Origin of the sequence: Neorhizobium sp. BETTINA12A, assembly GCF_023006485.1 — a bacterium.
In the GTDB taxonomy this organism is placed as follows: Bacteria; Pseudomonadota; Alphaproteobacteria; order Rhizobiales; family Rhizobiaceae; genus Neorhizobium.
Genome location: NZ_JALBGW010000061.1, coordinates 1 through 26,278 on the forward strand (window position 1 = coordinate 1; position 26,278 = coordinate 26,278).

Below are 26,278 nucleotides of genomic sequence, written 5' to 3' on the forward strand. Positions count from 1 at the left end.
CGACGAGGCCGCCAAGCGCGAAGACCAGAGGTGGCGCCGAACCGAGGACCGCCTGGGCCCCGGCCAGCAGGGCGACACTGCGCCGGGCGGTGCTCATCTGCGTCTGAAGACCGTTCACCGCACCGTCCATGCCTGTCCCATCCCGAGTTGTTTTTAGTTTGTTATTTCTTGGTTTCGCCACGCACCTGCTTGGCGATGCGGTCAAGGACAGCGTTGACGATGCGCGGTTCTTCCTCGCCGAAGAAGGCGTGAGCGATCTCGACATATTCGGTAACGATGACGGCCACCGGCACGTCCTTGCGCTCAAGGATTTCGAAAGTACCCGCACGCAGGATGGCGCGCAGCGTCGAATCGAGACGCGACAGCGGCCAGTCTTCCTGCAGCGAGGCGCGGATCAGCGGATCGATCTTCACCTGGTCGCGCACGACGCCGGCAACGATCGAGCGGAACCAGGAGGCGTCGGCCTTCAGATAGGTGTCGCCGTCGAGTTCCTGGCCGAGGCGATGCGCCTCATATTCAGCCACGACCTCCAGCACGCCGGTCCCGCCGACATCCATCTGGTAGAGCGCCTGCACAGCCGCCAGACGGGCGGCGCCGCGCTGGTTTGCCGGCTTGACCGGGTGTTCGCCTTCCTTTGCCATCAATCAACCACCGTTCAGCTTGTCACGCAGCGCGATCATGGTCAGCGCCGCACGGGCGGCAAAGCCGCCCTTGTCCTTGTCGGAACGGCGGGCGCGCGCCCAGGCCTGTTCGTCGTTCTCGCAGGTGAGGATGCCGTTGCCGATCGCCAGCGATTCCGACACGGCGAGGTCCATCAGGGCACGGGAGGATTCGTTCGAGACGATGTCGAAATGGTAGGTCTCGCCGCGGATGACCATGCCGAGTGCGACGAAACCGTCGTAATCGGTGCCGCCCTCTTCCGACGCATCGAGCGCCATGGCGATTGCCGGCGGGATTTCGAGCGCACCCGGAACGGTGACCACGTCATAGGTCGCCCCGGCCGCCTTCAGCGCATGGGTCGCACCGTCGAGCAGCGCATCGGACATATCGTCGTAGAAACGCGCCTCGACGACGAGGAGGTGTGGAGCGGTTTCGCGTGACATGATTCACCTTTGTTCAAATCGGCCCAGCATGAGATCGATATCGCCTTCAAAGCGGGCCGATAGTCATATGGGTCTCGGGCAGGTGGCGGTCAAAACACGCTCTGAGGGGAATGGCAAGCAATTTTCGCTGAACGCAGCGATGCGAATCGGGAATACCTGAGCGAGCAGCGATAAAGATCGGTGCCATCCCGCACCATGGAGCCCGCCATGACCACCATCCCGACCCTCGAAACCGAACGGCTGATCCTGCGTCCTCATCGACTGGAGGAGTTCGAGACCTATGCGGAATTCTGGGCCGAGCCGGACGTGGTCCGCTATATTTCCGGCATCCCCTCGTCCCGCGAAACCAGCTGGAGCCGTATGCTGCGTGTCAACGGCATGTGGCACCTGATGGGTTTCGGGTTCCTGGCGATCGAAGAGAAGGCAACCGGGCGTTTTCTCGGCGAAGCGGGCTTCCAGGATATGCGCCGCGAATTTCAGCCCTCGATCGAGGGGACGCTCGAGACCGGCTGGGCACTCATCCCTTCCGTCCATGGCCGCGGTTACGCGACCGAGGCGGTGGGCGCGATGATCTCCTGGGGCGAAGCACATTTCCCCGATCGCAGGATGACCTGCATCATCAGCCCTGAAAACGGCGCGTCGCTGAGGGTCGCTGCGAAGCTCAGCTTTCGCGAGTTCGCCCGCGCCGACTACCATGGCCCGATCGTGGTGATGGCGCGCGAAAACTGAGCGGCCGGCAAGCCGTCAGCTTTTCGCCGGGAATTCCGCAAGCCGTGCTGCGTAACGCGCCATCGTATCGACTTCGAAATTGACGAAATCACCCGCCTTGCGATCACCCCAGGTGGTGACGGCGAGCGTGTGGCGGATCAGCAGAACGTCGAAATCGGTGCCCTCGACGGCGTTGACGGTCAGCGAGGTGCCATCCAGCGCTACCGAGCCCTTCGGAGCCACAAATCGGGCAAGCGCTTCGGGTGCCCGAAGACGGATGCGGACCGCCTCGCCTTCATGTTCAATGCCGAGAATTTCCGCCTTGCCGTCGACATGACCGGAGACGATATGGCCGCCGAGCTCGTCGCCGATCTTCAGCGCCCGCTCGAGATTGACGCGCGTGCCCTCGGTCCATTCAGCGATCGTCGTCAGCCGCAGCGCCTCTTCCCAGGCCTCGACCTCGAACCAGCGCTCGTTGCTGCCTTCGTCCGGCAGGTTTGTCACCGTCAGGCAGACGCCGCCATGGGAAATCGAGGCGCCCATGTCGATGGTTTTCGGATCGTAGTTGGTGGCGATCCTGAGCTTGACGCCTTCGTCCATGGGCGTCGTTGCCGCGACCGTGCCGACATCGGTGACAATTCCGGTGAACATCAGAAACCTCTTTCGTATTCGAAGCAGCGATCCGGCCCGAAGCTTTCCTCGCGCACGAGCTTAAATCCTGCCGGCATATCGGATGGCGTCAGCGGCGATTCAAGCCCGCCCTCGCCGACAATGCCGGCGCCCTGGAACAGGAGGATGCGGTCGACGAGATCTGCTTCGAGGAATGTCTTTGCGATGGCTGCGCCGCCCTCGACCAGAAGCGAGGACATGCCGCGAACCGCGAGGATCGCCAGGAGGATGTCGAGTTCGGTGCTCTCCATGATCTCGACGCCGGCCGATTGGAGGGCCGCGGCCTTCGTAGCCAGATCACCTTTGGCGGTGGAGCGCGGAGCGGCACCCCCCTCTACCCTGCCGGGCATCTCCCCCTCAAGGGGGGAGATCGGCAAGGAGCCTGCACCTTGCGCAACTCCAGCCGACTCGTCTGCCGCCCCGATATCGGAGCTTGAATGGGACGGATGAGCCTGCCGCTGGTCGATCTCCCCCCTTGAGGGGGAGATGCCCGGCAGGGCAGAGGGGGGTGTCGCCCCACTCTCAACCGACAAGGCAGAACCCGGCGCAGCCACGACAATCACCGGCACGTCCCGCGCACTCCTCACCAGCTTGGAATCCAGCGGCAGTTCAAGCCGACGATCCAGCACGATGCGGATCGGAGAGCGTTTCTCCAGCCCCGGAATGCGCACCGTCAGCTCGGGATCATCCGACAGCACCGTGCCAATACCGACGAGAATCGCATCGGCTTCGGCCCTCAGCCGGTGCACTTGCGCCCGCGCCTCGGGTCCGGTGATCGACACTTCCTCGCCGCGGCGGCCGAGCATGCCGTCGGCGGAAACGGCAAGCTTCAGAGTCACATGCGGGCGGCCCTTCGTCTGGCGGGTGAGGTAAGCGGCGAGCGCCCGGCGCCCCTCGTCCTCCATCAGGCCGGTCTCCACGATAATCCCGGCATCGCGCAGGATCGCAATCCCCCGCCCGGAGACGCGCGGATCGGGATCGGTCAGCGAGATGACGACACGGGCGACGCCCGCCTCGACAAGCGCGTTGGCGCAAGGTGGGGTGCGGCCGTAATGCGAGCAGGGTTCGAGCGTGACATAGACGGTCGCTCCCCTCGCCTTCTCTCCGGCAATATCAAGCGCCTGGGTTTCCGCATGCGGCCGCCCGCCGGGCGCAGTGACCGCGGAGCCGACCACCTCGCCGTCCTTGACGATCACGCAGCCGACCGAAGGATTGGTGCCTGTCTGACCGGTATGAAGGCGCGACAGGCGCAGCGCCGACGCCATGAACCACCGGTCTTCGGCAGCGCTCGTCATGGCTACGGCTCGATGCCGGGATCGCGGGCGATCTTGGCGTTGATCTCCTGGATCACCTTTTCGAAATCCTCCGCATGGGAGAAATCGCGATAGACAGAGGCGTAGCGCACGAAGGCGACGTCATCGAGGCTTTTCAATGCTTCCAGCACCTGCAGCCCGATCTCTTCCGACGAAATCTCGTTCTCGCCCGAGCTCTCGAGTCGACGCACGATGCCGGAAACCGCCCGCTCGATGCGGTCGTTGTCGACCGGCCGCTTGCGCAGCGCGATCTGGAAGGATCGCACCAGCTTGTTGCGGTCGAACGGCACCTTGCGGCCGGTCTTCTTGGTGACCATCAGTTCGCGAAGCTGCACGCGCTCGAACGTCGTGAAGCGGCCGCCGCAATCCGGGCAGATACGCCGCCGGCGGATAGAGGTGTAATCCTCGGCCGGACGACTATCCTTGACCTGCGTGTCTTCCGAACCGCAATAGGGGCAGCGCATCGCCTCTCCTTAGGCTTGCAAGAGGGACCGCGAATGCGGTCCCCATTGGTACCAGTTGGGATCACATGTACGGATACATGGGGAAGCGGCCGGTGAGCGCCACGACCTTGTCGCGCACGGCGGCTTCGACGCCGGCATTGCCTTCGTCGGAGTTGGCGACCTTCAGGCCGTCGAGAACCTCGATGATGAGATTGCCGATCTCCTTGAATTCCGCTTCCTTGAAACCGCGCGTCGTGCCGGCCGGCGTCCCGAGGCGGATACCGGAGGTGACGAAGGGCTTTTCCGGATCGAAGGGAATGCCGTTCTTGTTGGTGGTGATGTAGCCGCGGCCGAGAGCCGCCTCGGCGCGTTTGCCGGTGGCGTTCTTCTTGCGCAGGTCGACCAGCATCAGGTGGTTGTCGGTGCCGCCGGAAACGATGTCGAGGCCACCGGCCATCAGCGTTTCGGACAGCGCCTTGGCATTCTTGACGATCTGGGCGGCATAATCCTTGAAGTCCGGCTGCAGCGCTTCACCGAAGGCGACAGCCTTGGCGGCGATGATGTGCATCAGCGGACCGCCCTGGAGGCCCGGGAAGACGGCCGAATTGAACTTCTTGGCCAGTTCCTCGTCATTGGTCAGGATGACGCCGCCGCGCGGACCGCGGAGCGACTTGTGGGTGGTGGTGGTGGCGACGTGGCAATGCGGGAACGGCGACGGATGCTGGCCACCGGCAACCAGACCGGCGATATGGGCCATGTCGACCATCAGATAGGCGCCGACCGAATCGGCGATCTCGCGGAAACGCTTCCAGTCCCAGATGCGGGAATAGGCGGTGCCGCCGGCGATGATCAGCTTCGGCTTGGTTTCTTCGGCCTTGCGCTGCACCTCGTCCATGTCGAGCAGGTTGTCTCCTTCGCGCACGCCGTAGGAGACGACGTTGAACCACTTGCCGGACATGTTGACCGGCGAACCGTGCGTCAGATGGCCGCCCGAGTTGAGGTCGAGGCCCATGAAGGTATCGCCCGGCTGCAGCAGCGCCAGGAACACGGCCTGGTTCATCTGGGAACCGGAATTCGGCTGGACGTTGACGAAATTGACGCCGAACAGCTTCTTGGCGCGCTCGATGGCGAGTTCCTCGGCGATATCGACGAACTGGCAACCGCCGTAATAACGCTTGCCCGGATAACCTTCCGCATACTTGTTGGTCATGATCGAACCCTGCGCCTCAAGCACAGCGCGGGAAACGATGTTCTCCGAAGCGATCAGCTCGATTTCGTGGCGCTGGCGACCCAGTTCCTTCTCGATCGCGCCAAAGATTTCCGGATCGGATTCTGCGAGCGGGCGGGAGAAGAAGACGTCGGTGTTCGACATGTGCGAGGCTCCTCAAAGGGGTGGGCATTGCAATGTCGCGTCTTAGCCTTACGCCTTGCGCAGAGCAATACGGGGAACGACATTTGCTCGCCGGAAGACGCGGAGATGTTCTTAGAAAACGAAAAAGCCGCACCGTTGGCAGATGCGGCTTCTCATGGACGGAAAAAGGGGCAGATCTTATTGCGGCAGCAGATCGTCGTCGGCAGCGCCGGCCGGCTTTTCGATGCCGGTGGTCGTCTGCAGCGCCAGTTCCTGGTTGCCGTCACGCTCGTAGATATCGTCGCGGAACTGCACGACACGGTCCTTCGCGGACCAGGCGGTGATGTAGACGATATAGACCGGCACTTCGACGGCAAGCTTGATCGGGTTGTTCTGGCGCGTCGAGATCACCCGCTCGATCTCCTGGCGCGACCAGCCGGTTGTGTCGCGCAGCAACCAGGTGATGAGGTCGCGGACGTTCTGAACACGCATGCAGCCGGAGGACTCAAAGCGCATCAGCTTGTTGAACAGACCCTGCTGGGGCGTGTCGTGCATGTATTCGTTGTTCGGGTTGTGGAAGTTGATCTTCGTCGAGGCCATGGCGTTGATCTTGCCGGGATCCTGCCGGAACATCAGGTTCGGCGCCTTCGGCGCGAACCAGTCGACCGTTTCCGGCGCCACTTCGTTACCCTTGCCGTCGATCAGGCGGATGTTGTTGCGGGTGAGATAGGTCGGGTCCTTGCGCATCAACGGCACGATGTCCTTCTCGACGATCGAGCGCGGCGCAGTCCAATAGGGGTTGAGGATGACCTCGTAGATCTTCGAGTTGATGGCGTGCGTCGGACGGTCGATGCGCCCGACGACAGCATTGGTGCGCAGCGCCACGCGGTCGTTTTCAACAGCCTCGATATAGGCGGCCGGAATATTGACCATCACGTAGCGGGGGCCGAGATCGCCCGACATGGACTGCAGGCGCACCAGATTGGTGCCCAACTGGCGCAGGCGCACGTCGGCCGATATGTTCATCGCCTTGACGGTAAATTCGCCCATCACGCCGTCGGCGGGCAGGCCGTGGCGGGCCTGAAAACGCTTGACCGCGCCATCGACATAGCTGTCGAACGAGGAAGACATGCCTGCCTCGCGCGGCAGGTCGCCCGATATCATCAGGCGCTGGCGCAACTGCTGCACGGACGGATCGACGACGCCGAGGCGCAGGCGCTGCTGGCCGGGATTGACCTCGGGCCAGCCGCCGTTTGCAACGATCTGCTGGTAGTCGACCATCGCCTGCTGGATGTTCGCCGGTCCGCCGGCGCCGAGCACCGGATTGTTGGAGACGACATTGACGGCGGTTCTGGATGCGGCCTTGGCGTCGAACTGGTCGTCCCAGGTGCCGCGGCGAGGCGCATTGATCAGATCATCCATCGCCGTCTGGGCGAATGCCGGCGCTGCAAGTGCGGCAACACCGGCAGAGACGGCCGTGCGAAGCAAGGCACGGCGGGAAAGAGCTTCAGATCCGATCTTCTTCGACATCATAGTACCCATCTGGTCCCGAGCAGCATCAAAGACGCCTACAGGGATATGGTTAAGAACGCGCAAAAAATTAGCGCAGCCGCAAAGGGCTTCGTCGTCATCGCAATGTTATGAAAGCGCGAATTCCCGCCGGCCCGTTGCATCCAGCCGGTCCCATAGCAATATGGCCAATTCGTGTCAGGTACTTGCGCGTCACAAAGCCGTGTTGGCACGTGATTTTTTCAAGCGGCATATGCGCCACACCCTGCGAGTGCAAGCGACCCCGGAAGTTCTCCCGGACCGTCGATCCGGGACCTGCTTTTTTTTAAGAAACCGGCCAAGCATTCCGGACACAAAACCCCCGTTTGAAAACGTAAAAGCCGTAAGCCTCGGACAAGCGGCTTGGCTAAAAGTTGCCCGTCAAAGTAAGGAATATGAGAATTGAACTGGTACCCGATCGAAGCCCTTGAGCCTGGAAAGCTGGCTGTCCTGCATTTTCGCGACGAAACCGCGCCGCAATGTGTCGGCTATGTCGGACAGGACGGCGTCTGCGGATGGCCCGAAAAGGTGACGGGCCGCAGGCCGGACGGGTGGCTCGACCTTTCCTCACTGTTTGCGGGCATGACAACCGAAATACGCCGGGCCCCGGCGGCCACGTTGTAGGCAGACATTACGCCGCAAACGGACGTAACGGCATGTATTCCGACGCCCACGGCAGAATACGGCTATCAACCCGGCCCCCATACTGGTAGGCACCCCATACATCACCCATTGGAGAGCTACCGTGACCCTGGACGAAAAATACCAAATTATTGTCAATGCTTTCCAGAACAACAAGTTTGGCGTCTCGCCGACCTCCACACGCGGGGCCGTCCAGAATTATTGCAAAAAGCACGGTCTCCAGGGCGAAGACTATACCGAGACCCTCGCCTTAGCGATGACTGCCGGCTTGATTGCCCAGATGGCGGATTCGGCCCTCACCATCCGAAACGCCGGCCGAGCCCTGCTGGCCCAGCGATAGGCTGCATCTGCCAGAAGGCGGCTTGGCTAGCACGCAAACAAGCGTAACGGCGCGTCTTCCGACACCCCGTTACGCTTTTGCGTAGCACCGCATGACTGGAGGTAATGGAGTGTTTCGCAAGCCCCCGGTGGATTAAAGGCGATACAAAATCTGGTCGTTCCAGAAGCGGTCGAGGCGCTGGAGCAGCTTGTTCATCTGAGAGAATTCGCCCTCGCCGATGCCGCCGACCTTTTCGATCGAGCCGATATGGCGCTCGTAGAGCTTGCCGACGGTTTCTGCGATCGCCTGGCCTTCCGGCGTCAGGCTGATGCGGACCGAGCGGCGGTCGATGCGCGAGCGCTGGTGGTTGATGAAGCCGAGGTCGACCAGCTTCTTGACGTTATAGGAGACGTTCGAGCCGAGATAATAACCGCGGGAGCGCAGTTCGCCGGCTGTCAGTTCCGAATTGCCGATGTTGAAAAGCAGGAGCGCCTGGACGGCGTTGACGTCGTCGCGACCCTGGCGGTCGAACTCGTCCTTGATCACATCGAGAAGGCGGCGATGCAGGCGCTCGACCAGATGCAGCGATTCCATGTAGAGGGCGCGAATGGTGTCTTCATGCGGATCTGCTACTGCCGGTGCCGCCTGCGGCTTCAGTTTCGTGTTCATCATGACTGCCTCATCCTGTTTTGTTTGGCGGTGTTTGTTTCTTCCCGCCTTGAGACAGACACTATCCAATACGCATAAAATTCGACTTAAAACATAGGCTTAACAAGCGCTTAACGCGTTCGTTCGAATTCCGGCCCGCCCTCGCCGGCCCAGGATGCTGTCATTCAGATTTAAAATAAATCAATCACTTAGCGGCGAATTTCTGGTCAATTCAGGCCGTCAAAGCTTTAATTTCAAGGTGAATCAATTCTTACCCGCTCCGCCTTGCGGCGCGCCTCGACCCATAGTGAGAGCCGAAATACGACATAGAGCGCTGCGACGAGGCCGTGCATGAGGGGCACGAGCCGGTTGTGTCCGAAAATCTCCGGCCAGACGATATACATCGACACTTGGGAGATCGCAGCGATCGTCCAGAGCACAGGTCCCCAGGAAACGGTGAGCCACAGACCGAGCGAGGCGACTGGAAACAGCACGGCAAGCGAAGACGCCGCCACCTTCCAGGGAAGCGTCAGCAGATCGAAGCGGGCCATGCCCTTCAGCGAATAACCGACCAGCATCGCCCAATATTGCAGGCCGAACCAGAAACAGGCGATCGCGATCAGCCTGAGGAAGGCCACGTAGAGAATTTCGGTCAGCGTGCGCTTCGGCACCGTGAGTGAATCGGGTTCCATGGGACTACATTAGCCGCCACGGTCGCCGCCCGCCAGTACCAGCCTGTCGTCTGCACGATCGTTCAAGAGCCCGGCGCCTTGTCCTGATAGGGTTTGCCGCCAATCAAAGGAGAAGGCATGACCGAGCGGACCTTTTCACATACGCCGATAAACCTCGCCGAGAAGCTGGCACGGATACCCGACCTCTGGCAGCAGCGCGTCGTCGCCGAAATGAACGACTACCAGTTCAAGCTCGTCCGCATCGAAGGCGATTTCATATGGCACGATCACCCCGAGACGGATGAAACCTTCATGGTTATCGAAGGCCATTTGCGGATCGACTTCCGCGACGGCAGCGTTGACATCGGGCCGGGCGAAATGTTCGTCGTGCCGAAGGGCGTGCAGCACAAGCCATTCGCCGAAAAGGAAGTGAAGATGATGGTGATCGAGCCGCGTGGCGTTCTCAACACCGGCAACGAGGGCGGCGACCGTACGGCTCAAAACGATCTCTGGATCTAGCCAAGTCTCGACTGCGGCGATCGTTCCCATTCGCAAATGGCGTGCTGCATGATAATGACGCGCGCACGGGAAGAGAAGTTGGAGACTTTGCCATGGACAAGACGCATCTGGTCGACGAGATCACCGGCCACCGCCGCATGCGGCGCAACCGCAAGGCCGACTGGACGCGTCGGCTGGTGCAGGAGAACCGGTTGACGGTCGACGATCTGATCTGGCCGATCTTCATCGTTCCCGGCACCGGCATCGTCGATCCGATCGCCGCCATGCCGGGCGTCAGCCGCATGAGCGTCGACAAGGCGGTCGAGGCGGTGAAGGAAGCGGCCGATCTCGGTATTCCGGCGATCGCCACCTTCCCTGATATCGAGATGGAACTGCGCGACGAGACCGGCTCCAACAGCCTGGTCGCCAACAACCTGATCAACCAGGCGACCGCCGCTTTCAAGAAAGCCGTGCCGAATATCGGCATCATTACCGACGTGGCGCTCGATCCGTTCACCAGCCACGGCCATGACGGGATCCTCCGGGACGGCATCATCGTCAACGACGAGACGGTCGACCAGATCGTCCGCGCCGCCGTCATGCAGGCGGATGCCGGCGCCGATATCATCGCGCCGTCGGAAATGATGGACGGCCGGATCGGCGCCATCCGCCGCGGGCTGGATGCGAGCGGCCACCAGGATGTCGGCATCATGTCCTACGCGACCAAATTTTCGTCCGGCTTCTACGGCCCCTATCGCGAGGCGATCAACACCAGCGGCCTACTGAAGGGCGACAAGAACAGCTATTACATCTCGCCGGCTAACGGCACCGAAGCGGTGCGGGATGCTGCGCTCGACGTCGAGGAAGGCGCCGACATGCTGATGGTCAAGCCCGGTCTCGCCTATCTCGACATCTGCTGGCGCATCAAGGAGGCCTTCGGCCTTCCCGTCTTTGCCTACCAGGTCTCGGGCGAATACAGCCAGATCAAGGCCGCCGCCATGAACGGCTGGATCGACGGCGACCGGATCATGATGGAGACGCTGCTCTGCTTCAAACGCGCCGGCTGCGACGGGATTCTTTCGTATTTTGCGATGGACGTGGCCAGGAAACTGGCGAAAAACGGATAAGCCTTGTTGCCGCGGCGGTCTCTTCCCATATCATCGGGGAGAAACAGGAGATGTTGAAACGATGAGCCTCGACCCGAACCCGGCCTATGCCGCACCGGACGACTGGCGCGCCTATAGCGGCGTTCTTTCTCGCCGGGTGTTCGCCTTCATCATCGACTATGTGATCGTGCTCTTGCTGTGCATTCCGGCTGCCGTCGTGGTGTTTTTCCTCGGCATCATCACGCTCGGCCTCGGCTTCATGCTCTATCCGGTGTTGTTCGTGATCGTCGCGCTTCTCTATTTCGGGATGACGCTCGGCGGCTCGGCTCAAGCTTCGCCCGGCATGCGCGCCATGGGGCTCGCCATGGTGCGGCTCGACGGCCGGCGGATGGATTTCCTCACCGCTATGGCCCACACCGTGATCTTCTGGATCATCAATTCGGTGCTGACCCCGCTCATTCTGCTCGCGGGCCTGTTCATCGAGCGTTCGCGCCTCGTGCACGACCTGCTGCTCGGCACTGTCGTGGTGCGTACGTCGTAACGATTACGCTACTGGCCGAAAGTTTATGGCACTAGCCTGCCGCCTGCCGCAGCATATGGTTGACGTTTTACTTTTATGCGCCATGGTATGACATTACGACCCTAAAGACCGGACTGCCACGACGCAATGAATACCCAGGCAACGCCCTCACCGCAGTTCTACCTGACGGCCCCGGCAGTTTGTCCCTATCTCCCGGGTGAAATGGAGCGAAAGGTCTTCACTCACCTGGTAGGCGCTCGCGCCGCCGAGATGAACGACCTACTGACCCAGGGCGGTTTCCGCCGTTCGCAGAACATCGCCTATCGGCCGGCCTGCGAATCATGCCGCGCGTGCATTTCCGTGCGCATCCTCGCTCACGAGTTCGAGCCCGTGCGCTCGATGAAACGGGTCCTTGCCACCAATCGCGACGTGATCGCGACGGTCTACCCCGCGCAACCCTCCACCGAACAGTTCTCGCTCTTCCGTCGTTATCTCGACGACCGCCATCAGCGGGGCGGCATGTCCGACATGTCGGCGCTCGACTATGCGATCATGGTCGAGGACACGCATGTCAACACCCGCATCATCGAGTACCGGCGCCGCGAGCCGGGCTCCGGCATCAGCGCCGAACCGAAGGGCGAGCTGCTCGCCGTAGCACTCACCGACATGATGAGCGACGGCTTGTCGATGGTCTATTCCTTCTTCAATCCCGAGTATGAAAAGCGCTCGCTCGGTACGTTCATGATCCTCGACCATATCGCCCGCACCAGGACGCTCGGCCTGCCGCATGTCTATCTCGGCTATTGGGTGAAGGGTTCGGCGAAGATGGGCTACAAGACCCGGTTCCAGCCCCAGGAACACCTGACCCCGCGCGGCTGGGAAATCTTCGATCCCGCCACGGACATCTGAAATCATCCCATGAACGATCATAAAAAGGGCCTCGTGCTCACCGCAATCGGCGGCCTTGCGCTCTCCTTCGACGTGCCGCTGGTGCGGCTCGGGCATGGCGAAATGTGGTCGACTGTCGTGCTGCGCAGCACCGCGACCTTCGCCGCCGCCATCATCCTGTGGCTGCTCGTCCGGCGCTTCGGCTCGACCCGTCCGGTGCTGATCCCCGGAAAGGCGGGTCTTGCCGCCGGCTTCTGCTACGGTATTTCGACGATCGCCTTCCTCGGCGCCGTGTTCAACACGGCGACCGCCAACGTTGTCTTCATCGTCGCCTTCACGCCCATGTATGCCGCCGTTCTCGGCTGGCTGGTCCTCAAGGAGCGCCCCTCGCCTTCGACACTCGTCACCATGCTGGTGATGTTTTTCGGCGTCGGCCTGATCGTCTCGGGCGGGCTTGCCGGCGGGCATATTTTTGGCGACATCCTCGCGGCGACCGCTTCGTTCCTGCTGGCTCTGGCGATCACGCTCAGCCGGGCGGCCCGCATCGACATGGGCTTCGTGCCGCTCGTCGCGACCATCATACCGGCAACGATCGGGCTCTCCTTCGTCGGCGCGTCTTCGCTTGCCGGCACGGGCGGCTTTTCGGTGGCGGATCCCATCTGGGTGATGTTCGACGGCGCGATCATGATGCCGCTCGCCTTCTGGTGTCTTGCAACCGGCCCGAAATATCTCTCCGGCCCCGAAGTCGGGATGTTCTACCTGCTCGAAACCATCCTCGCACCGATCTGGGTGTGGCTGATCTTTTCCGAGATCCCATCCTCCCGCACGCTCTTGGGCGGCTCGATCCTCGTGCTGGCGCTGATCGGTTATTCGGCCTGGCAGATGCGGCGGGTGGAGAGGTTGCGGGTGGAATCGCCTGTTTGAGAAGACTTTTCAGCCCTGCCTCCCCATGTTATAACTCCGTTGCAACATGAGGATAAATTCATGAATGTCGCTATTCGCAAGATCGGAAACTCCGAGGGGATCATCATTCCGAAGGAAGTTCTGGACCGCATGGGCCTGAAGGCGGGAGACAACGTCAATTTGGCTGAAGAAGCGGGGCAACTGGTTCTGAAGCCGATCGACGATGATTTTGCACGCCAGCTCGAACATGCGGAACGTTTCATGGACAAATACAAGGTCGCGCTGAAAAAGTTGGCTGAATAATGCAGTTCAACTTCCTGTCGCGGCCCGTTGTCGAGCATCTGCATAAACGACAGATCGAAAAATTCGGCGGCTCCTATGGTCTGCGAGACGAAGGCGCCTTGGAATCTGCTTTGGCGCGCCCACTCAACAAGATCCCCTACGGCTGTAACGATCTAATTGAACTAGCCGCCGCATACCTCTTCGGCTTGGCCATCAACCACGCCTTCGTCGATGGCAATAAGCGGATCGCTATCGTCGCAGCGGGTGTATTCCTGATGGACAATGGCTATTTCATCGAGACCGATGAAACCATTCTCTACAAGTTCGTCCTCGGGGTCGCCGCCGGCGAGATCGACGAGGAAGGTGCGACGCGTTTCCTGCGCGATCACACCGTTCCCCTCCCCTAATCACCCGGCGAACTTCCCGCTCCGCGGAAAGCCCTTCGGAACGGCGCGACCGGCGGTGGCGCGGTCGGCGATCCATTCCAGCAGTTCGTCCTTGTTGCGGGTGAACGAGCGGCCGGCGCTGTCTTCCCAGGAAAGGCCGTCGGCCATGGTGAAGCAGCGGATGTCGGAAATGCCGCCGTCCTTGTAGCGCTGCAGGCGCACGCCCTTGCCACGGGTCATTTCCGGCAGCTGGGTCAGCGGGAAGACCAGCAGCTTGCGGTTCTCGCCGACGACGGCGACGTGATCGCCCGAAACATGCACGACCAGTTTGGTCTCGTCGGGCATGGCTACGTTCATGATCTGCTTGCCCTTGCGGGTATTGGCGATCATCTCGCTCTCGGCGACGATAAAACCGTTGCCGGCGGTGGAAGCGACGATCAGCTTGCGCTGCGGATCATGGACGAAGGCGGTCAGGATGTCCTGGTCGTTCTCCATGTCGACGATGATGCGGATTGGCTCGCCGTGGCCGCGGCCGCCCGGCAGCTTGTCGGCACCGAGCGTATAGACCTTGCCGCCGGTGGTGACGAGCAACAGCTTGTCGGTGGTCTGGGCCGTAAACGCGATCTTCGGCCCGTCGCCTTCCTTGAAGGTCAGCGTCGAGGTATCCGAGATATGTCCCTTCAGCGCGCGGATCCAGCCTTTCTGCGAGACGACGACGGTGATCGGTTCCTTCTCGATCATCGCCTGGTTGATCGCGTCGATATCGGCATCCGGTGCGTCGGCGAAGGTCGTCAGGCGCGCATAGGGCTTGCCCCGGCCCTTGGCGAAATTCTTGCGGACGTCCTGGATCTCGTGCTCGATGACCCGCCACTGCTTGTCCTCGGAGGCCAGCAGCGATTCGATATCCGCCTTTTCCTTGGTGAGGTTCTCGTGCTCGGTGCGGATCTCGAACTCTTCGAGCTTGCGCAAGGCGCGCAGCCGCATGTTGAGGATCGCCTCAACCTGGATGTCGGAGAGCGACCAGCGCTCCATCATGACGGGCTTCGGCTCGTCCTCCTCGCGGATGATGCGGATCACCTCGTCGATATTGAGGTAGGCGATCAGCAGGCCGCCGAGGATTTCCAGGCGCCGGTCGATCGCCGCCAGCCGGAAGCGCGAGCGGCGCACCAGCACGTCGCGGCGATGCGCCAGCCACTCCAGCAGCACTTCGTTGAGCGCCATCACCTTGGGCACCCGGCCCATGGAGAGCACGTTCATGTTGAGCGGCAGGCGAGTTTCCAGCTCGGACAGCTTGAACAGCGATTCCATCAGCAGGGTCGCATCCACCGTGCGGCTCTTCGGCACCAGCACGACGCGCACGTCTTCGGCCGATTCGTCGCGCACGTCTTCCAGCAGCGGCAGCTTGCGGGCGAGCAGCAGTTCGGCGATCTTTTCGATCAGGCGCGACTTCTGCACCTGGAACGGAATTTCGGTGACGACGATCTGATAACCGCCACGGCCGAGATCCTCGATCACCCAGCGGGCGCGGACGCGGAAACCGCCGCGACCGGTCTTGTAGGCCTCGACGATCGACTCTCGGCTGTCGATGATGATGCCGCCGGTCGGCAGGTCCGGGCCTTCGATGCCGCCCTTGGCAGGCTCGGCCGGATCCGCCATCAGGTCTTCGATGGTCGCCGACGGGTTCTTGATCAGGTGCAGCGCGGCGTCGCAAAGCTCATGGACATTGTGCGGCGGGATCGACGTCGCCATGCCGACCGCGATGCCGGACGTGCCGTTGGCCAGCAGGTTCGGGAAGGCGCCGGGCAATACGACCGGTTCGGAATTCGATTCGTCGTAGGTGTCGCGGAAATCCACCGCGTCCTGGTCGATGCCTTCCAGCAGCAGTTCGGAGACCGCCGTCATCTTCGATTCGGTGTAACGCATCGCGGCCGGGCTATCGCCGTCGATGTTACCGAAATTGCCCTGGCCGTTGACGAGCGGATAACGCTGCGAAAAATCCTGCGCCAGGCGCGCCAGCGCGTCATAAATCGACTGGTCGCCGTGCGGATGGAAATTACCCATCACCTCGCCGACGATCTTGGCGCATTTGCGGAAGGCGGCGTTGGGGCGCAGGCCCATCTCGCTCATCGCATAGACGATGCGGCGGTGGACGGGTTTCAGGCCGTCGCGCACGTCCGGCAGCGCGCGGTGCATGATGGTCGAAAGCGCATAGGCGAGGTAGCGCTCTTCGAGCGCTGCTTTCAGATCGACAGGCAGGATGTTGTCGCCGCCGTCGCCGCCGGGTGGTGTCAGATTTTTTCCCATGGGCCTTGACTAGCGGAAAGCCCGATTCTCGGCAAGAAAGTACCGGCGACAGCCTGTGGATGAAGGCTTTTCCCGGACTAAAATCAGTGTTTGATTTACCCTGAATCGTCAGCCGCAATTTTGACGAAAGGAATGTGGAACAAAGCCATAAACCTTTTACCCGGCTTGCCTATAAGGTGCCGCGAACAAGCAGACCGAACTATCGACAAAACCCTAACGGAACGCGGGCCGGACCATCGCCCGCCAGGAGGAACTCCGATGCAATACTCCACCAAGGCCCGGCTTCTGCTCGCCGGTGCAGCGCTTTCGACTTTCGCCGGCCCGGCATTCGCGCTCGACGGCAACGATCTCGTCGCCAAGATCAACGGCGCGCTCTCGATCCAGGGCGGCGCCGGTTTCTCGGCTGAAAAGGCCACCGTCAGCGGGTCGAACGTGACGCTCGCCAATGCCAAGCTGCTGGTCCAGGCCGGCAAGCAGAGCCTGCCGCTTGGCACCGTCAAGTTCGAGGGCGTCGAAGAGAATAACGGCGGCTACACGGTCGAGAAGGTCACTTTCGACAACGTCAACACCAGCCAGGACAAGACGGTCTTCACCGCCTCGGACATCGCGATCAGCGGCCTTACCGTCCCCGGCAATCCAAGCGGCGACGGCCTCGATGCGATCATGCTCTATGACGAAGCGCATATCGGCAAGATGACCGCCGCCGTCGACGGCAAGCAGGCCTTTTCGGTCGATGGGATGAACCTCACCACCGAGGTCGCCGACGACAGCTCCTCCGTCGGCTTCGACCTTCAGATCAACGGGGTCAAGAGCGACCTTAGCCTCGTCGACGACGCCCAGGCGAAGGACACGCTGCAGCAGCTCGGCGTCACTTCGATCGACGGCAAGGTGAACATGACGGGAAGCTGGACACTGGCGGACGGAAATCTGGAGATCGACGAATACGCGATCGATTTCGCCAAGGTCGGCAAGCTCAACCTCGCCTTCAGCGTATCCGGCTACACGCTCGACTTCATCAAGTCCGCGAACGAAACGGCCAAGGCGATGGAAGCCAATCCGAACAAGGAAGAAGCACAGCAGGCCGCGGGCCTTGCGATGCTCGGCCTGATGCAGCGCCTCACCTTCAACAGCGCCGAAATCCGCTTCGAGGATGCCGGCATTACCAAGAAGGCGCTCGACTACGCCGGCAAGAGCCAGGGCACCACAGGCGAAGCCATGGCGCAGATGCTGAAGGGCATGACGCCGATGATGCTGGCGCAGTACAACGTGCCGGAACTGCAGAACATGGTGAGCGCTGCGGTCAACACCTATCTCGACAAGCCCGGCAGCTTCACGATCACCGCGGAACCGGCCGATGCCGTCCCCTTCCCGATGATCATGGGTGCCGCAATGGGCGCGCCGAACACGCTTCCGAACGTCCTCGGCGTCAAGGTCACCGCCAACGACTGAGGACCATGCGTCCGCCAACAAAAAAACCCGGCGATCGCTCGCCGGGTTTTTTGTTGCTCGAAAAGAGCCGGATGAAATTATTCCAGAACCTGGATGACGGTCCTGGTCTGTGGATTGACGATGACGCGGCGGTCATTGACGACCGTATAGGCGTAGTTGTCGTAGCCATCGACCGGATGCACCTCGACGGTATCCGGAAGGGCGGTCCCGACGGTGATGTCGCCCTGATAGGAAACCGACGGAACGCTCTGCTCCATCACATAGGTGCGAACTTCGCCCGGCAGAACGACCGCCGAATTGGTGGTGACCGGATCCTGGGTGATGATCGTCGTCTGGGCGTAAGCTGCACCGGAGAGTGCGATCAGGACCGCCGACGCGGCCAATAGGGTCTTGTGCATATCGTAACTCCTATGCTTCTGCCTGCCCTAACAACAAAAGCGCACGGATATGGTTCCCCTATTCGCCCGACGCTCGGGAAAGCCAGGGGGCGGCGTCTTGACGCCACGGGTGGGCGCAAGCGACAAGATTGCGGTGATGAGACAGGGACAGCCCGACTTGCTGCCTAGGTCCATTTGATCGGCTCCCGGCTGGCGGCTGATCGAGAATATGAAACTGAACAGTTCCGTCGTCTGCGATCGTCTGCAGCATGTCGCCCAATGTTTTTTGTGGCCGACCGGATCGCCCCCTCGCCGAGGCGACCCTAGATAAAAGCGTCTTTAGCGAAGGTTTTGTCCCATGAATTTGCCAATCCATCCATCGGCCCAGATACCCTTCCCCACGATCGAGGCCGCGATCGACAGCGCGCTCGCCTCCAGGCGTCTCGTCGGTGCTGTGGTGATGATCGCCAGGGACGGCGAGATCGTCTACCGCCGCGCCGCCGGATTGGCGGACCGGGAAGCGGGCCTCATGACCCAAGAGAACACGATCTTCCGGCTTGCCTCGATAACCAAGCCGATCGTCACCATCGCCGCCATGCGGCTGATCGAACAGGGCCGCATCGGCCTCGACGATCCGGTGACGAAATGGCTGCCGGACTTCCGGCCGCGCCTTGAGGACGGCTCAGAACCGGTGATCCTCATCCGGCATCTTCTCACCCACACGTCCGGCCTCAGCTATTGTTTCCACCTGGAAGAAGGACCTTACGTCCGCGCCGGCGTCTCCGACGGCGTCGACCGGCCGGGCCTTTCGCTCGACGAGAACCTGCGCCGCATCGCCTCTGTGCCGCTGCTCTTCGCCCCCGGCGCTGGCTGGCAATATTCGGTGTCGATGGACGTGCTCGGTGGCGTCATCGAAAAAGAGACCGGCAAACGCCTCGGCGAGGCGGTCACTGAACTGGTGATGCGGCCGCTCGGCCTTTCCGATACCGGCTTCACCGTTGTCGACCGTAGCCGGCTCGCGGCGCCTTACGTGGACGGTTCGCCCGAACCGAAACGCATGGGCGAGACGGAAAAGGTCCGGGCGCTCGACGGATCGGTGACATTCGTGCCGGACCGGATCTTCAACCCCGCCTCCTTCCATTCCGGCGGCGGAGGCATGGCCGGGACCGCCTCCGACGTGCTGACCGTGCTCGAGACCATCGCCAAGGGCGGCGCACCGCTACTGTCGGAAAAGACGGTTCGGCAGATGACGACCAACCAGATCGGCGATCTGCTGGAGCCGACGCGGCCCGGTTTCGGGTTCGGCTTCGGCTGGGCGATCATACTCGATCCAGCAAAGGCCGGATTGCCGGTTTCCCCCGGCTCGCTGCAATGGGGCGGCGTCTACGGCCACCATTGGTTCATGGACCTTGCGAAGAAGATCACGCTGGTGGGGCTGACCAATACCACACTCGAAGGCATGTGGGGCCAGTTCACGCTGGACCTGAAAAAAGCCGTCGCTGCCGACCTTTAGGCCGGTCATCCTCAGAGATTGAATCAAAAAGCCCGGCGCTTGGCCGGGCTTTTCTGTTGTTCAGAGAACTCAGTCCTTCTTCGGCGTCGGCATGACGCGGATGGCGAGTTCGCGCAGCTGCTGCGGGGTGGCCGGCGACGGGGCGCCCATCAAGAGGTCCTGCGCCTGCTGGTTCATCGGGAACAGCGTCACTTCGCGCAGGTTCTTGGCACCGACAAGCAGCATGACGATTCGGTCGATGCCGAAGGCAGCGCCGCCATGCGGAGGCGCGCCGTACTGGAAAGCACGATACATGCCACCGAAGCGATCCTCGACATCCGCCTGGCTGAGGCCGACCTTTTCGAAGGCCTTGACCATCAGTTCCGGCGACTGGTTGCGGATCGAACCGGAGGCGATTTCGAAGCCGTTGCATACCGCGTCATACTGGAATGCCTTGATCGTCAGCGGATCCTGGTTTTCCAGCGCCTCGATGCCGCCCTGCGGCATGGAGAAAGGGTTATGGGCGAAATCGAGCTTCTTTTCCTCTTCGCTCCATTCGTAGAACGGGAAGTCGACGATCCAGCACATGTCGAAACGGTCGCGGTCGACGAGGTTCAGTTCCTCGCCGGCGCGGGTGCGGGCTTCGCCTGCGAACTTGTAGAACTTGGCCGGGTCGCCGGCGACGAAGAAGCAGGCGTCGCCATCCTCGAGGCCGAGCTGAGTGCGGATCGCTTCGGTACGCTCCTCGCCGATGTTCTTGGCGAGCGGGCCGGCGCCTTCGAGCTTGTCGCCTTCCTTGCGCCAGAAGATGTAGCCGAGGCCCGGCTGGCCGGTCGACTGCGCCCAGGCGTTCATGCGGTCGCAGAAGGCTCTGGAACCGCCGGTCTTGGCCGGGATGGCCCAGACTTCGACCTTGGGGTTGGCAGCGATCATTCCTGCGAACACCTTGAAGCCGGAGCCGGCGAAATGGTCGGTGACGGCCTGCATCTCGATCGGGTTGCGCAGGTCAGGCTTATCGGAGCCGTATTTGCGGATCGCCACGTCATAGGGAATGCGCGGCCAGTCCTTGGTGACCGGCTTGCCTTCGGCGAACTGTTCGAACACGCCGGTCATCACAGGACCCATCGTGTTCCAGACGTCTTCCTGGGTGACGAAGCTCATTTCCAGGTCGAGCTGGTAGAATTCGCCCGGCAGGCGGTCGGCGCGCGGATCTTCGTCGCGGAAGCAGGGGGCGATCTGGAAATAACGGTCGAAACCGGCAACCATCAACAGCTGCTTGTACTGCTGCGGCGCCTGCGGCAGGGCGAAGAACTTGCCCTCATGGATGCGGCTCGGCACCAGGAAGTCGCGTGCGCCTTCCGGCGAAGATGCGGTCAGGATCGGCGTCGAATATTCGGCAAAACCGATCTCGCCCATGCGGCGGCGCATGTCGGAGATGATCTGGGTGCGCTTGACGATGTTCCGGTGCAGGGTTTCGCGGCGCAGGTCGAGGAAGCGGTACTTGAGGCGCACGTCTTCCGGATAGTCCGGCTCACCGAACACCGGCAGCGGCAGTTCCTTGGCGGCGGAGAGCACTTCGATCTCCTGGGCGTAGAGTTCGATCTCGCCGGTCGCCATGCCCTTGTTGACGGTGTCTTCCGAGCGCGCCTTGACGAGGCCGTCGATGCGGATCACCCACTCGCCGCGGACGATCTCGGCGGTCTTGAAGGCGGGGCTGTCCGGATCGGCGACGACCTGGGTCATGCCGTAATGGTCGCGAAGGTCGATGAACAGCACGCCGCCGTGATCTCGCACGCGATGCACCCAGCCGGACAGGCGGACGGTCGATCCGACGTCGGACTTCTTGAGGGCGGCACAGGTATGGCTGCGGTAACGGTGCATTTCAGTATCCTGGACTGGTAGGTTTTGCGGTCTTTTGGCGTGCATGGCACGGCCTGCCGGCTTTATGGAAAATCGGCGGGAAAAGCGCATGATGGACATGCTTTGTCAAGGTAGAACCGACCTTGGCCCCAAAACGCCGTGAAGGATCGGCGGGTTTCCGGGCGGCAGGTCAGGACGCCGAGGCGGTTCCGAACAGGCCGCGCATCGCCCTCTCCTCCTGGACGATGCGGACGATCAGGATCACCAGATAGACCGGTAGCCCGGTCATAAGCGTGAGCCAGGCATGGAAGATCAGCGAGTAACCGACGAGTTCCGGCAGGATGTTCAGAAAATAGTTCGGATGCCGAAGGTTACGGAAAAGCCAGTGCCGGCTGACCGGATGGTTCCTGGCGATCATGATCTTCACCGTCCAGACAGGGCCGAGCAGCCGGACGATCCAGACAAGCATCGCCAAGGCGGCAACAAAGATCGCGAGGCCGATCGCGGACAGGCCGTCGAATTCGGCGTGCCTTACCCAGCCTTCGCCGAATGCCGCGAGATAGAACAGGCCGTGGGCAAGTGCCAGCAGCCGGGTGTTCAACGCACCATGCTCGACGGCGCCCTCATCGCGCAAAATCCGCTCGTGGCGTTTCGAGACGACGACGCTCGCGATTCGAGCCGCCGCTGCCGCGAGAAAGATGACGATGAGGATGGGACTCATGTTCTGGCGCCTCCGTTTCCCTCGGATTAGGGTAACAACAGCGGCAAGGCCAGAGCCGGTGAGCTAGTCGGCAGGCTTCAATACCTGCGCGACCTCCCAGACATGCCCCGAAGGATCGGCAAAGGCGGCGGTCCGGCGCCCCCAGGGCCGATCTGTCGGCCCATTCAGCAGGGAGACGCCAAGGTCCCCCAGCCTTGCGCAGACCTCGTCGACATCGTCTACCCGTATGGTGAGGAGGAAGCTCGCGCCGGTACGGAGCGATGCAACCGGCATCGGCTCGACCAACTCGGGCGCTTGCGTCACCTGCAGCAGATTGATCATCAGGTTCGAAAATTCAAGAACGGAGGAAACCGCGTCCTCATAGACGATCCTCGGCGAAAAGACCTTTCGATAGAAGGTCCTCGCCTCGTCGATATCGTCGACGAAAAGGGTAATGACTTCGAGCGTATCGGGCAGCATGGGCATCCTTTCAGGTCAGACGAACAACGGTGGCACGAAATTGACGTTTGAGGCTGCACCGTTCCGACAGTCGCCGACGAGAAAATTGCAGAAGGCACCGCATTTTGCGGCCTGCCCTCTATAAAATTCGTAGGTGTCGCTTATCGCTGTGCCCCACCGGCCGTTCGGGATATAGAACGGGTAGAACCGCCCAAAACCGTTCCCGATTCCCGCGCAAAGCCCTCCCCGATGAGCCATATCCGTCCGTTGATCCCCCTCCTCGTCACCGCAGGCATTTTGATCGGCGGCAACGGGTTGCAGGGCACCTATATCGCGCTGCGCGGCTCGGCTGAGGGCTTTTCGCCCTCGACGATCGGCATGATCGGCGCGGGCTACAGCATCGGGTTTGCCTTCGGCTGCATGTACGTGACGCGGCTGCTCAGGCAGATCGGCCATATCCGCACCTTCTCGGCGATGGCCGCGGTGACGGCGTCCGCTTCGATCGGCATGTCGATGATCGTCGACCCGACCTTCTGGTTCGCGATGCGCTTCGTGACCGGCATCGCGGTCGCCAGCCTGTTTGCGACGGTCGAGAGCTGGATCAACGCCAAGGTCACCAACGCCAACCGGGCCCGCACGCTCTCCATCTACCGTTTCGTCGATCTCGGCTCGGTGACGGTGGCGCAATACATCATCCCGACCGTCGGCATCGAAGGCCCGTTCATCTTCAACATCATTACGATCGCGCTGATCCTGTCGCTGGTACCGATCTCGATCGCCGACAAATCCAGCCCCGCGCCGCCGCAGGCAATCGCCTTCGACCTCAAGGCCGTCTGGCGGATTTCGCCGCTCGCGGTGGTGGGCGTCATCTCGGTCGGCCTGTCGATGGCCGCCTTCCGCAATATCGGGCCGATCTATGCAGCAGAGATCGGCATGAGCATCACCTCGATCGCCACCTTCATGAGCGCCGGCATCATCGGTGGCGTCGTGCTGCAATATCCGCTCGGCATCTATTCCGACCGGCTCGACCGGCGCCGCGTCATCCTGTGGACGACGATCGGCTCGATCATAACCGGCGCCTACCTCTCCTTCGGGGCGGGCACCAGCGAGACCGCCAATATCGTCAGCGTCTTCCTGTTCGGCGCCTTTTCGATGCCGCTCTATTCGCTGTGCTCGGCGCATGGCAACGACTACGCCAAACCGGGAGAGCATGCGCTGGTTTCGGCCGGCCTGCTGTTTTATTGGTCGGTCGGTGCGACGATCGGGCCGCTGCTCGCCTCGATCCTGCTGCAATATTACGGACCCCGCGCCTTTTTCGCCTACACCTCGTTCATTTTCCTGGGCTTCATGATCTTCACGCTGAGGCGGATGCGGGCGCGCGCCTCGGTGCCGCCATCGGAGCGTTCCTGGCGTTTCCGCTCGCTGCTTCGGACGTCTGCCTATTTCAACAGGCTTGCCGGCCCGCCCGAGAAAGACGAGCGCCAGTAAAGGTTAAGCACCGTTCCGTATTGACATATGCGGCCGGAAGGAGAAGGAAGGTTGATCACCCTCACGTGAATGAAACGATGATCCAAACGACCGCCGCACTCGAAGAAGCCTGCATCCAGCTGGCCCAATCGGACTTCATCACCATCGACACCGAGTTCCTCAGGGAAACGACCTTCTGGCCCGAGCTGTGCCTCATCCAGATGGCGAGCCCGACTGTCGAAGTCCTTGTCGATCCGCTCGCCAAGGGCTTGAACCTGAAACCCTTCTTCGAGCTGATGGCCAATCCCGCCGTCACCAAGGTGTTTCACGCCGCCCGCCAGGATATCGAAATCGTCTACCATCTCGGCAATCTGGTGCCGCATCCGATCTTCGACACCCAGGTCGCCGCCATGGTCTGCGGCTTCGGGGATTCGGTCTCCTACGATCAGCTCGTCAGCCGCATCAAGGACGTCCATATCGACAAGTCGTCGCGCTTCACCGACTGGAGCCGCCGGCCGCTTTCCGACAAGCAGCTCGAATACGCGCTGGCCGACGTCACCCACCTGCGTGACGTCTACCTCTTCCTCAAGGCTCAGCTCGAACGGGAAGGCCGCGCTCTGTGGTTGACCGAGGAAATGGCCGTGCTGGAATCGCCCGGCACCTATGACCTGCATCCGGACGACGCCTGGGCGCGCCTCAAGTCGCGCCTGCGCAAGCCGACCGAACTAGCTGTCCTGAAATTCGTCGCCGCCTGGCGCGAGCGCGAAGCGCGCAGCCGCAATGTGCCGCGTTCTCGCGTGCTGAAGGACGATGCGATCTACGAGATCGCCCAGCAGCAGCCGAAGGACGTGGAAGCCATGTCGCGGCTCCGCACCATTCCGAAGGGCTGGGAGCGTTCCGCCTCCGGCGCCGCCATCATCGAAGCGGTCAACGCCGCGCTCGCCTTGCCCAAGACCGAGATGCCGCATGCGCCGAAACATGTGCATGTCCCGGAAGGCACCGCCGCCGCCGTCGAGCTGCTCAAGGTTCTTCTGAAGCTGATCTCCGACAAGCAGGGCGTCGCCGCAAAAATCATCGCCAATACCGACGATCTCGAAAGGATCGCCGCCGAGGGCGAGGCCGCCAATGTCGGAGCCCTTTCCGGCTGGCGCCGCGATCTCTTCGGCGAAACAGCGCTCAAACTCATCAACGGCGGCGTGGCCCTGCGCTTCGTCAACAAGAAGGTCGAGGCGGTGGAGCTTTAGAGGCTATGCCCTGATCGCTTGCCCCGAACTTCACGGCGCTGGAGACCTGAGCAACCGATGCGCTACCTGACATCGAATGCCCTGATCGCCGTCGTCGTCCTGCTCTCGCTACTGCTCGTCTTCCTCACGGAAGCGGCGGGCCTTGGAGCCTTCTCGCCGCTCTGGATCCGCCCGATCGTCCGGGTGATCTGCGCCGCCAACCTGCTCGTTGCCCTGCCGGGCCTGATGACGGCAAAGCACATCGCCTGGCTCAACTACCTGCTCCTTAGCATCGCCGCCTATATCGTGGCGTCGACCACGCCGATCGTGGCGCTATGGGCCATTCCGAGGAATATGTTCTTCGCCGTCAGGCATGCATTTTCGAGCCTTTGGTGATCTTGTCGACGATCTTTTTCTCGGCCCGGAGTGCAATGCCCACCAGTTTCGCATCCTCCGGCGCAAACTGCGCGAACACCTCGCGGTTGGCCGCGTCATGGCCCGTCGAGAACATTTCCTCGATATAGGCCGACGTCGTCACCTCCCGTTCCAGCGAGCGCCGGTGGATGGTGCGCAGCGTCTCGTTGTCGGCGGTCAGCACCACGATCGGCTGGATGCTCATCGCATTGTAGACATGACCTGCCGCATCCCGATATGCTTCACCAATGATCGCGGGATTTTGCGCGATGATGCCGCTCGTCAGAAACGCGGTCACGTTGAGCGCCTGCCAGGGGGCGAGGTCACCGCGAAGCACGATCGCGATCTTGGTATCGAACATGAAGAACAACTCCGTCGAAGGTTATGCCAAAGGCCATGCAGGGACCGACGAGATAGCGGCAGCGGATGCGGCCGGTCTTGAACGTTCGTGCAACTCGGGAGCCACGGCCGACGGCAGCGCAAGATGCGCGCCCGATGGCAGCGCAAGCGGCGCTCCTGACGGCATCGTCCAGGC

30 protein-coding genes are annotated in these 26,278 nt (G+C 61.8%); 15 read left to right on the forward strand and 15 right to left on the reverse strand.

The genetic code is table 11. The features are described from left to right. Positions 1-161: 161 nt before the first annotated feature. Together nusB and ribH are read right to left on the reverse strand one after the other, a co-directional pair. Entirely contained in the window at positions 162-641 is a 480-nt protein-coding gene (nusB, locus tag MOV61_RS16035; RefSeq protein WP_038593118.1) for a transcription antitermination factor NusB, read from the reverse strand. Between the two features lie 3 nt (positions 642-644). Further along, positions 645-1,103, reverse strand: coding sequence for a 6,7-dimethyl-8-ribityllumazine synthase (gene ribH, locus MOV61_RS16040; RefSeq protein WP_038541855.1), 459 nt, complete (start codon positions 1,101-1,103; stop codon positions 645-647). A 207-nt stretch (positions 1,104-1,310) separates the two neighbouring features. On the opposite strand from ribH, the gene MOV61_RS16045 reads away from it, so the two are divergent. Continuing rightward, positions 1,311-1,832 carry a GNAT family N-acetyltransferase gene (locus tag MOV61_RS16045; protein ID WP_247137298.1) on the forward strand — a complete coding sequence of 174 codons (522 nt, stop codon included), beginning with the start codon at positions 1,311-1,313 and terminating at the stop codon, positions 1,830-1,832. 15 nt (positions 1,833-1,847) lie between these two features. On the opposite strand, the gene MOV61_RS16050 is transcribed toward MOV61_RS16045, so the two are convergent. From MOV61_RS16050 to MOV61_RS16070, 5 genes are all read right to left on the reverse strand, one after another. After that, entirely contained in the window at positions 1,848-2,462 is a 615-nt protein-coding gene (locus tag MOV61_RS16050; protein WP_247137299.1) for a riboflavin synthase, read from the reverse strand. Then, a complete protein-coding gene (ribD, locus tag MOV61_RS16055; RefSeq protein ID WP_247137300.1) occupies positions 2,462-3,775 on the reverse strand; it encodes a bifunctional diaminohydroxyphosphoribosylaminopyrimidine deaminase/5-amino-6-(5-phosphoribosylamino)uracil reductase RibD in 1,314 nt (437 codons plus the stop codon). Before ribD ends, MOV61_RS16050 begins: the two co-directional genes overlap by 1 nt. A gap of 2 nt (positions 3,776-3,777) precedes the next feature. Further along, a complete protein-coding gene (gene nrdR, locus MOV61_RS16060; RefSeq protein WP_007771094.1) occupies positions 3,778-4,257 on the reverse strand; it encodes a transcriptional regulator NrdR in 480 nt (159 codons plus the stop codon). A gap of 61 nt (positions 4,258-4,318) precedes the next feature. Then, entirely contained in the window at positions 4,319-5,608 is a 1,290-nt protein-coding gene (gene glyA / locus MOV61_RS16065) for a serine hydroxymethyltransferase (RefSeq protein WP_038541848.1), read from the reverse strand. Between the two features lie 177 nt (positions 5,609-5,785). Further along, a complete protein-coding gene (locus MOV61_RS16070; RefSeq protein ID WP_038549005.1) occupies positions 5,786-7,117 on the reverse strand; it encodes a murein L,D-transpeptidase in 1,332 nt (443 codons plus the stop codon). A 420-nt stretch (positions 7,118-7,537) separates the two neighbouring features. Between MOV61_RS16070 and MOV61_RS16075 the strand changes: the two genes are divergently transcribed. Continuing rightward, complete coding sequence (locus MOV61_RS16075; RefSeq protein ID WP_038541847.1) at positions 7,538-7,759, forward strand: hypothetical protein; 222 nt, start codon at positions 7,538-7,540, stop codon at positions 7,757-7,759. A gap of 121 nt (positions 7,760-7,880) precedes the next feature. Continuing rightward, positions 7,881-8,117 (forward strand): hypothetical protein, encoded by a 237-nt coding sequence (locus tag MOV61_RS16080; RefSeq protein ID WP_247137301.1) that lies wholly within the window; start codon positions 7,881-7,883, stop codon positions 8,115-8,117. A 132-nt stretch (positions 8,118-8,249) separates the two neighbouring features. Here the strand turns inward: MOV61_RS16080 and ldtR are convergent, their stop codons facing one another. Together ldtR and MOV61_RS16090 are read right to left on the reverse strand one after the other, a co-directional pair. Continuing rightward, positions 8,250-8,765 (reverse strand): transcriptional regulator LdtR, encoded by a 516-nt coding sequence (gene ldtR, locus MOV61_RS16085; protein ID WP_038549003.1) that lies wholly within the window; start codon positions 8,763-8,765, stop codon positions 8,250-8,252. Positions 8,766-8,998: 233 nt separating this feature from the next. Then, positions 8,999-9,436: a DUF6163 family protein gene (locus MOV61_RS16090; protein WP_038585526.1), complete on the reverse strand. Its 438-nt coding sequence runs from the start codon at positions 9,434-9,436 to the stop codon at positions 8,999-9,001. A gap of 117 nt (positions 9,437-9,553) precedes the next feature. Between MOV61_RS16090 and MOV61_RS16095 the strand changes: the two genes are divergently transcribed. From MOV61_RS16095 to MOV61_RS16125, 7 genes are all read left to right on the forward strand, one after another. Next, the gene (locus MOV61_RS16095) at positions 9,554-9,934 is read left to right on the forward strand and encodes a cupin domain-containing protein (protein WP_247137302.1); all 381 of its coding nucleotides are present in this window, start codon (positions 9,554-9,556) and stop codon (positions 9,932-9,934) included. A gap of 92 nt (positions 9,935-10,026) precedes the next feature. After that, positions 10,027-11,040 carry a porphobilinogen synthase gene (gene hemB / locus MOV61_RS16100; RefSeq protein WP_247137303.1) on the forward strand — a complete coding sequence of 338 codons (1,014 nt, stop codon included), beginning with the start codon at positions 10,027-10,029 and terminating at the stop codon, positions 11,038-11,040. Between the two features lie 61 nt (positions 11,041-11,101). Further along, entirely contained in the window at positions 11,102-11,560 is a 459-nt protein-coding gene (locus tag MOV61_RS16105) for an RDD family protein (protein WP_247137304.1), read from the forward strand. Between the two features lie 126 nt (positions 11,561-11,686). Further along, complete coding sequence (locus MOV61_RS16110; protein WP_247137305.1) at positions 11,687-12,448, forward strand: arginyltransferase; 762 nt, start codon at positions 11,687-11,689, stop codon at positions 12,446-12,448. Between the two features lie 9 nt (positions 12,449-12,457). Next, the gene (locus MOV61_RS16115; protein WP_247137306.1) at positions 12,458-13,351 is read left to right on the forward strand and encodes a DMT family transporter; all 894 of its coding nucleotides are present in this window, start codon (positions 12,458-12,460) and stop codon (positions 13,349-13,351) included. Positions 13,352-13,411: 60 nt separating this feature from the next. Further along, positions 13,412-13,633 carry an AbrB/MazE/SpoVT family DNA-binding domain-containing protein gene (locus MOV61_RS16120; protein WP_038585512.1) on the forward strand — a complete coding sequence of 74 codons (222 nt, stop codon included), beginning with the start codon at positions 13,412-13,414 and terminating at the stop codon, positions 13,631-13,633. Beyond that, on the forward strand, positions 13,633-14,019 hold the full coding sequence (locus MOV61_RS16125) for a type II toxin-antitoxin system death-on-curing family toxin (RefSeq protein WP_247137307.1): 387 nt from the start codon (positions 13,633-13,635) through the stop codon (positions 14,017-14,019). Before MOV61_RS16120 ends, MOV61_RS16125 begins: the two co-directional genes overlap by 1 nt. On the opposite strand, the gene parC is transcribed toward MOV61_RS16125, so the two are convergent. Further along, complete coding sequence (gene parC, locus MOV61_RS16130) at positions 14,020-16,302, reverse strand: DNA topoisomerase IV subunit A (RefSeq protein ID WP_038541829.1); 2,283 nt, start codon at positions 16,300-16,302, stop codon at positions 14,020-14,022. It lies immediately after the preceding gene. 258 nt (positions 16,303-16,560) lie between these two features. Between parC and MOV61_RS16135 the strand changes: the two genes are divergently transcribed. After that, positions 16,561-17,751, forward strand: a complete 1,191-nt coding sequence (locus MOV61_RS16135; protein ID WP_247137308.1) for a hypothetical protein — start codon at positions 16,561-16,563, stop codon at positions 17,749-17,751. Between the two features lie 77 nt (positions 17,752-17,828). On the opposite strand, the gene MOV61_RS16140 is transcribed toward MOV61_RS16135, so the two are convergent. Then, positions 17,829-18,149 (reverse strand): DUF1236 domain-containing protein, encoded by a 321-nt coding sequence (locus tag MOV61_RS16140; RefSeq protein WP_038541825.1) that lies wholly within the window; start codon positions 18,147-18,149, stop codon positions 17,829-17,831. Between the two features lie 337 nt (positions 18,150-18,486). Here MOV61_RS16140 and MOV61_RS16145 point away from each other — a divergent pair, with 337 nt between their 5' ends. Continuing rightward, the gene (locus tag MOV61_RS16145; protein WP_247137309.1) at positions 18,487-19,641 is read left to right on the forward strand and encodes a serine hydrolase; all 1,155 of its coding nucleotides are present in this window, start codon (positions 18,487-18,489) and stop codon (positions 19,639-19,641) included. A gap of 69 nt (positions 19,642-19,710) precedes the next feature. Here the strand turns inward: MOV61_RS16145 and aspS are convergent, their stop codons facing one another. From aspS to MOV61_RS16160, 3 genes are all read right to left on the reverse strand, one after another. Continuing rightward, the gene (gene aspS, locus MOV61_RS16150; protein WP_038541821.1) at positions 19,711-21,501 is read right to left on the reverse strand and encodes an aspartate--tRNA ligase; all 1,791 of its coding nucleotides are present in this window, start codon (positions 21,499-21,501) and stop codon (positions 19,711-19,713) included. 169 nt (positions 21,502-21,670) lie between these two features. Beyond that, complete coding sequence (locus tag MOV61_RS16155) at positions 21,671-22,201, reverse strand: isoprenylcysteine carboxyl methyltransferase family protein (protein ID WP_038541819.1); 531 nt, start codon at positions 22,199-22,201, stop codon at positions 21,671-21,673. A 63-nt stretch (positions 22,202-22,264) separates the two neighbouring features. Beyond that, positions 22,265-22,666 (reverse strand): VOC family protein, encoded by a 402-nt coding sequence (locus tag MOV61_RS16160; protein WP_247137310.1) that lies wholly within the window; start codon positions 22,664-22,666, stop codon positions 22,265-22,267. Positions 22,667-22,888: 222 nt separating this feature from the next. On the opposite strand from MOV61_RS16160, the gene MOV61_RS16165 reads away from it, so the two are divergent. The 3 genes from MOV61_RS16165 (at position 22,889) to MOV61_RS16175 (ending at position 25,725) form a co-directional block, all read left to right on the forward strand. Further along, positions 22,889-24,127: an MFS transporter gene (locus MOV61_RS16165; protein ID WP_038541815.1), complete on the forward strand. Its 1,239-nt coding sequence runs from the start codon at positions 22,889-22,891 to the stop codon at positions 24,125-24,127. Between the two features lie 77 nt (positions 24,128-24,204). After that, complete coding sequence (rnd, locus tag MOV61_RS16170; RefSeq protein WP_247032074.1) at positions 24,205-25,350, forward strand: ribonuclease D; 1,146 nt, start codon at positions 24,205-24,207, stop codon at positions 25,348-25,350. Positions 25,351-25,407: 57 nt separating this feature from the next. Further along, on the forward strand, positions 25,408-25,725 hold the full coding sequence (locus MOV61_RS16175) for a hypothetical protein (protein ID WP_247137311.1): 318 nt from the start codon (positions 25,408-25,410) through the stop codon (positions 25,723-25,725). Here the strand turns inward: MOV61_RS16175 and MOV61_RS16180 are convergent. Then, on the reverse strand, positions 25,697-26,104 hold the full coding sequence (locus MOV61_RS16180; protein WP_247137312.1) for a DUF2000 family protein: 408 nt from the start codon (positions 26,102-26,104) through the stop codon (positions 25,697-25,699). The two genes, MOV61_RS16175 and MOV61_RS16180, sit on opposite strands and share 29 nt — an antisense overlap. Positions 26,105-26,278 lie beyond the last annotated feature (174 nt).

Bases quoted from the DNA above. Each gene is read 5' to 3' on its own strand.
- ribD (WP_247137300.1), bottom strand. From the start codon at position 3,775: ATGACGAGCGCTGCCGAAGACCGGTGGTTCATGGCGTCGGCGCTGCGC.
- glyA (WP_038541848.1), bottom strand. From the start codon at position 5,608: ATGTCGAACACCGACGTCTTCTTCTCCCGCCCGCTCGCAGAATCCGAT.
- MOV61_RS16140 (WP_038541825.1), bottom strand. From the start codon at position 18,149: ATGCACAAGACCCTATTGGCCGCGTCGGCGGTCCTGATCGCACTCTCC.
- MOV61_RS16160 (WP_247137310.1), bottom strand. From the start codon at position 22,666: ATGCCCATGCTGCCCGATACGCTCGAAGTCATTACCCTTTTCGTCGAC.
- rnd (WP_247032074.1), top strand. From the start codon at position 24,205: ATGATCCAAACGACCGCCGCACTCGAAGAAGCCTGCATCCAGCTGGCC.
- MOV61_RS16120 (WP_038585512.1), top strand. From the start codon at position 13,412: ATGAATGTCGCTATTCGCAAGATCGGAAACTCCGAGGGGATCATCATT.
- MOV61_RS16115 (WP_247137306.1), top strand. From the start codon at position 12,458: ATGAACGATCATAAAAAGGGCCTCGTGCTCACCGCAATCGGCGGCCTT.
- MOV61_RS16105 (WP_247137304.1), top strand. From the start codon at position 11,102: ATGAGCCTCGACCCGAACCCGGCCTATGCCGCACCGGACGACTGGCGC.
- hemB (WP_247137303.1), top strand. From the start codon at position 10,027: ATGGACAAGACGCATCTGGTCGACGAGATCACCGGCCACCGCCGCATG.
- MOV61_RS16090 (WP_038585526.1), bottom strand. From the start codon at position 9,436: ATGGAACCCGATTCACTCACGGTGCCGAAGCGCACGCTGACCGAAATT.
- aspS (WP_038541821.1), bottom strand. From the start codon at position 21,501: ATGCACCGTTACCGCAGCCATACCTGTGCCGCCCTCAAGAAGTCCGAC.
- MOV61_RS16095 (WP_247137302.1), top strand. From the start codon at position 9,554: ATGACCGAGCGGACCTTTTCACATACGCCGATAAACCTCGCCGAGAAG.
- nusB (WP_038593118.1), bottom strand. From the start codon at position 641: ATGGCAAAGGAAGGCGAACACCCGGTCAAGCCGGCAAACCAGCGCGGC.
- MOV61_RS16125 (WP_247137307.1), top strand. From the start codon at position 13,633: ATGCAGTTCAACTTCCTGTCGCGGCCCGTTGTCGAGCATCTGCATAAA.
- MOV61_RS16070 (WP_038549005.1), bottom strand. From the start codon at position 7,117: ATGTCGAAGAAGATCGGATCTGAAGCTCTTTCCCGCCGTGCCTTGCTT.
- MOV61_RS16165 (WP_038541815.1), top strand. From the start codon at position 22,889: ATGAGCCATATCCGTCCGTTGATCCCCCTCCTCGTCACCGCAGGCATT.
- MOV61_RS16155 (WP_038541819.1), bottom strand. From the start codon at position 22,201: ATGAGTCCCATCCTCATCGTCATCTTTCTCGCGGCAGCGGCGGCTCGA.
- MOV61_RS16135 (WP_247137308.1), top strand. From the start codon at position 16,561: ATGCAATACTCCACCAAGGCCCGGCTTCTGCTCGCCGGTGCAGCGCTT.
- MOV61_RS16050 (WP_247137299.1), bottom strand. From the start codon at position 2,462: ATGTTCACCGGAATTGTCACCGATGTCGGCACGGTCGCGGCAACGACG.
- MOV61_RS16180 (WP_247137312.1), bottom strand. From the start codon at position 26,104: ATGTTCGATACCAAGATCGCGATCGTGCTTCGCGGTGACCTCGCCCCC.
- MOV61_RS16175 (WP_247137311.1), top strand. From the start codon at position 25,408: ATGCGCTACCTGACATCGAATGCCCTGATCGCCGTCGTCGTCCTGCTC.
- MOV61_RS16145 (WP_247137309.1), top strand. From the start codon at position 18,487: ATGAATTTGCCAATCCATCCATCGGCCCAGATACCCTTCCCCACGATC.
- ribH (WP_038541855.1), bottom strand. From the start codon at position 1,103: ATGTCACGCGAAACCGCTCCACACCTCCTCGTCGTCGAGGCGCGTTTC.
- nrdR (WP_007771094.1), bottom strand. From the start codon at position 4,257: ATGCGCTGCCCCTATTGCGGTTCGGAAGACACGCAGGTCAAGGATAGT.
- MOV61_RS16110 (WP_247137305.1), top strand. From the start codon at position 11,687: ATGAATACCCAGGCAACGCCCTCACCGCAGTTCTACCTGACGGCCCCG.
- ldtR (WP_038549003.1), bottom strand. From the start codon at position 8,765: ATGAACACGAAACTGAAGCCGCAGGCGGCACCGGCAGTAGCAGATCCG.
- MOV61_RS16045 (WP_247137298.1), top strand. From the start codon at position 1,311: ATGACCACCATCCCGACCCTCGAAACCGAACGGCTGATCCTGCGTCCT.
- parC (WP_038541829.1), bottom strand. From the start codon at position 16,302: ATGGGAAAAAATCTGACACCACCCGGCGGCGACGGCGGCGACAACATC.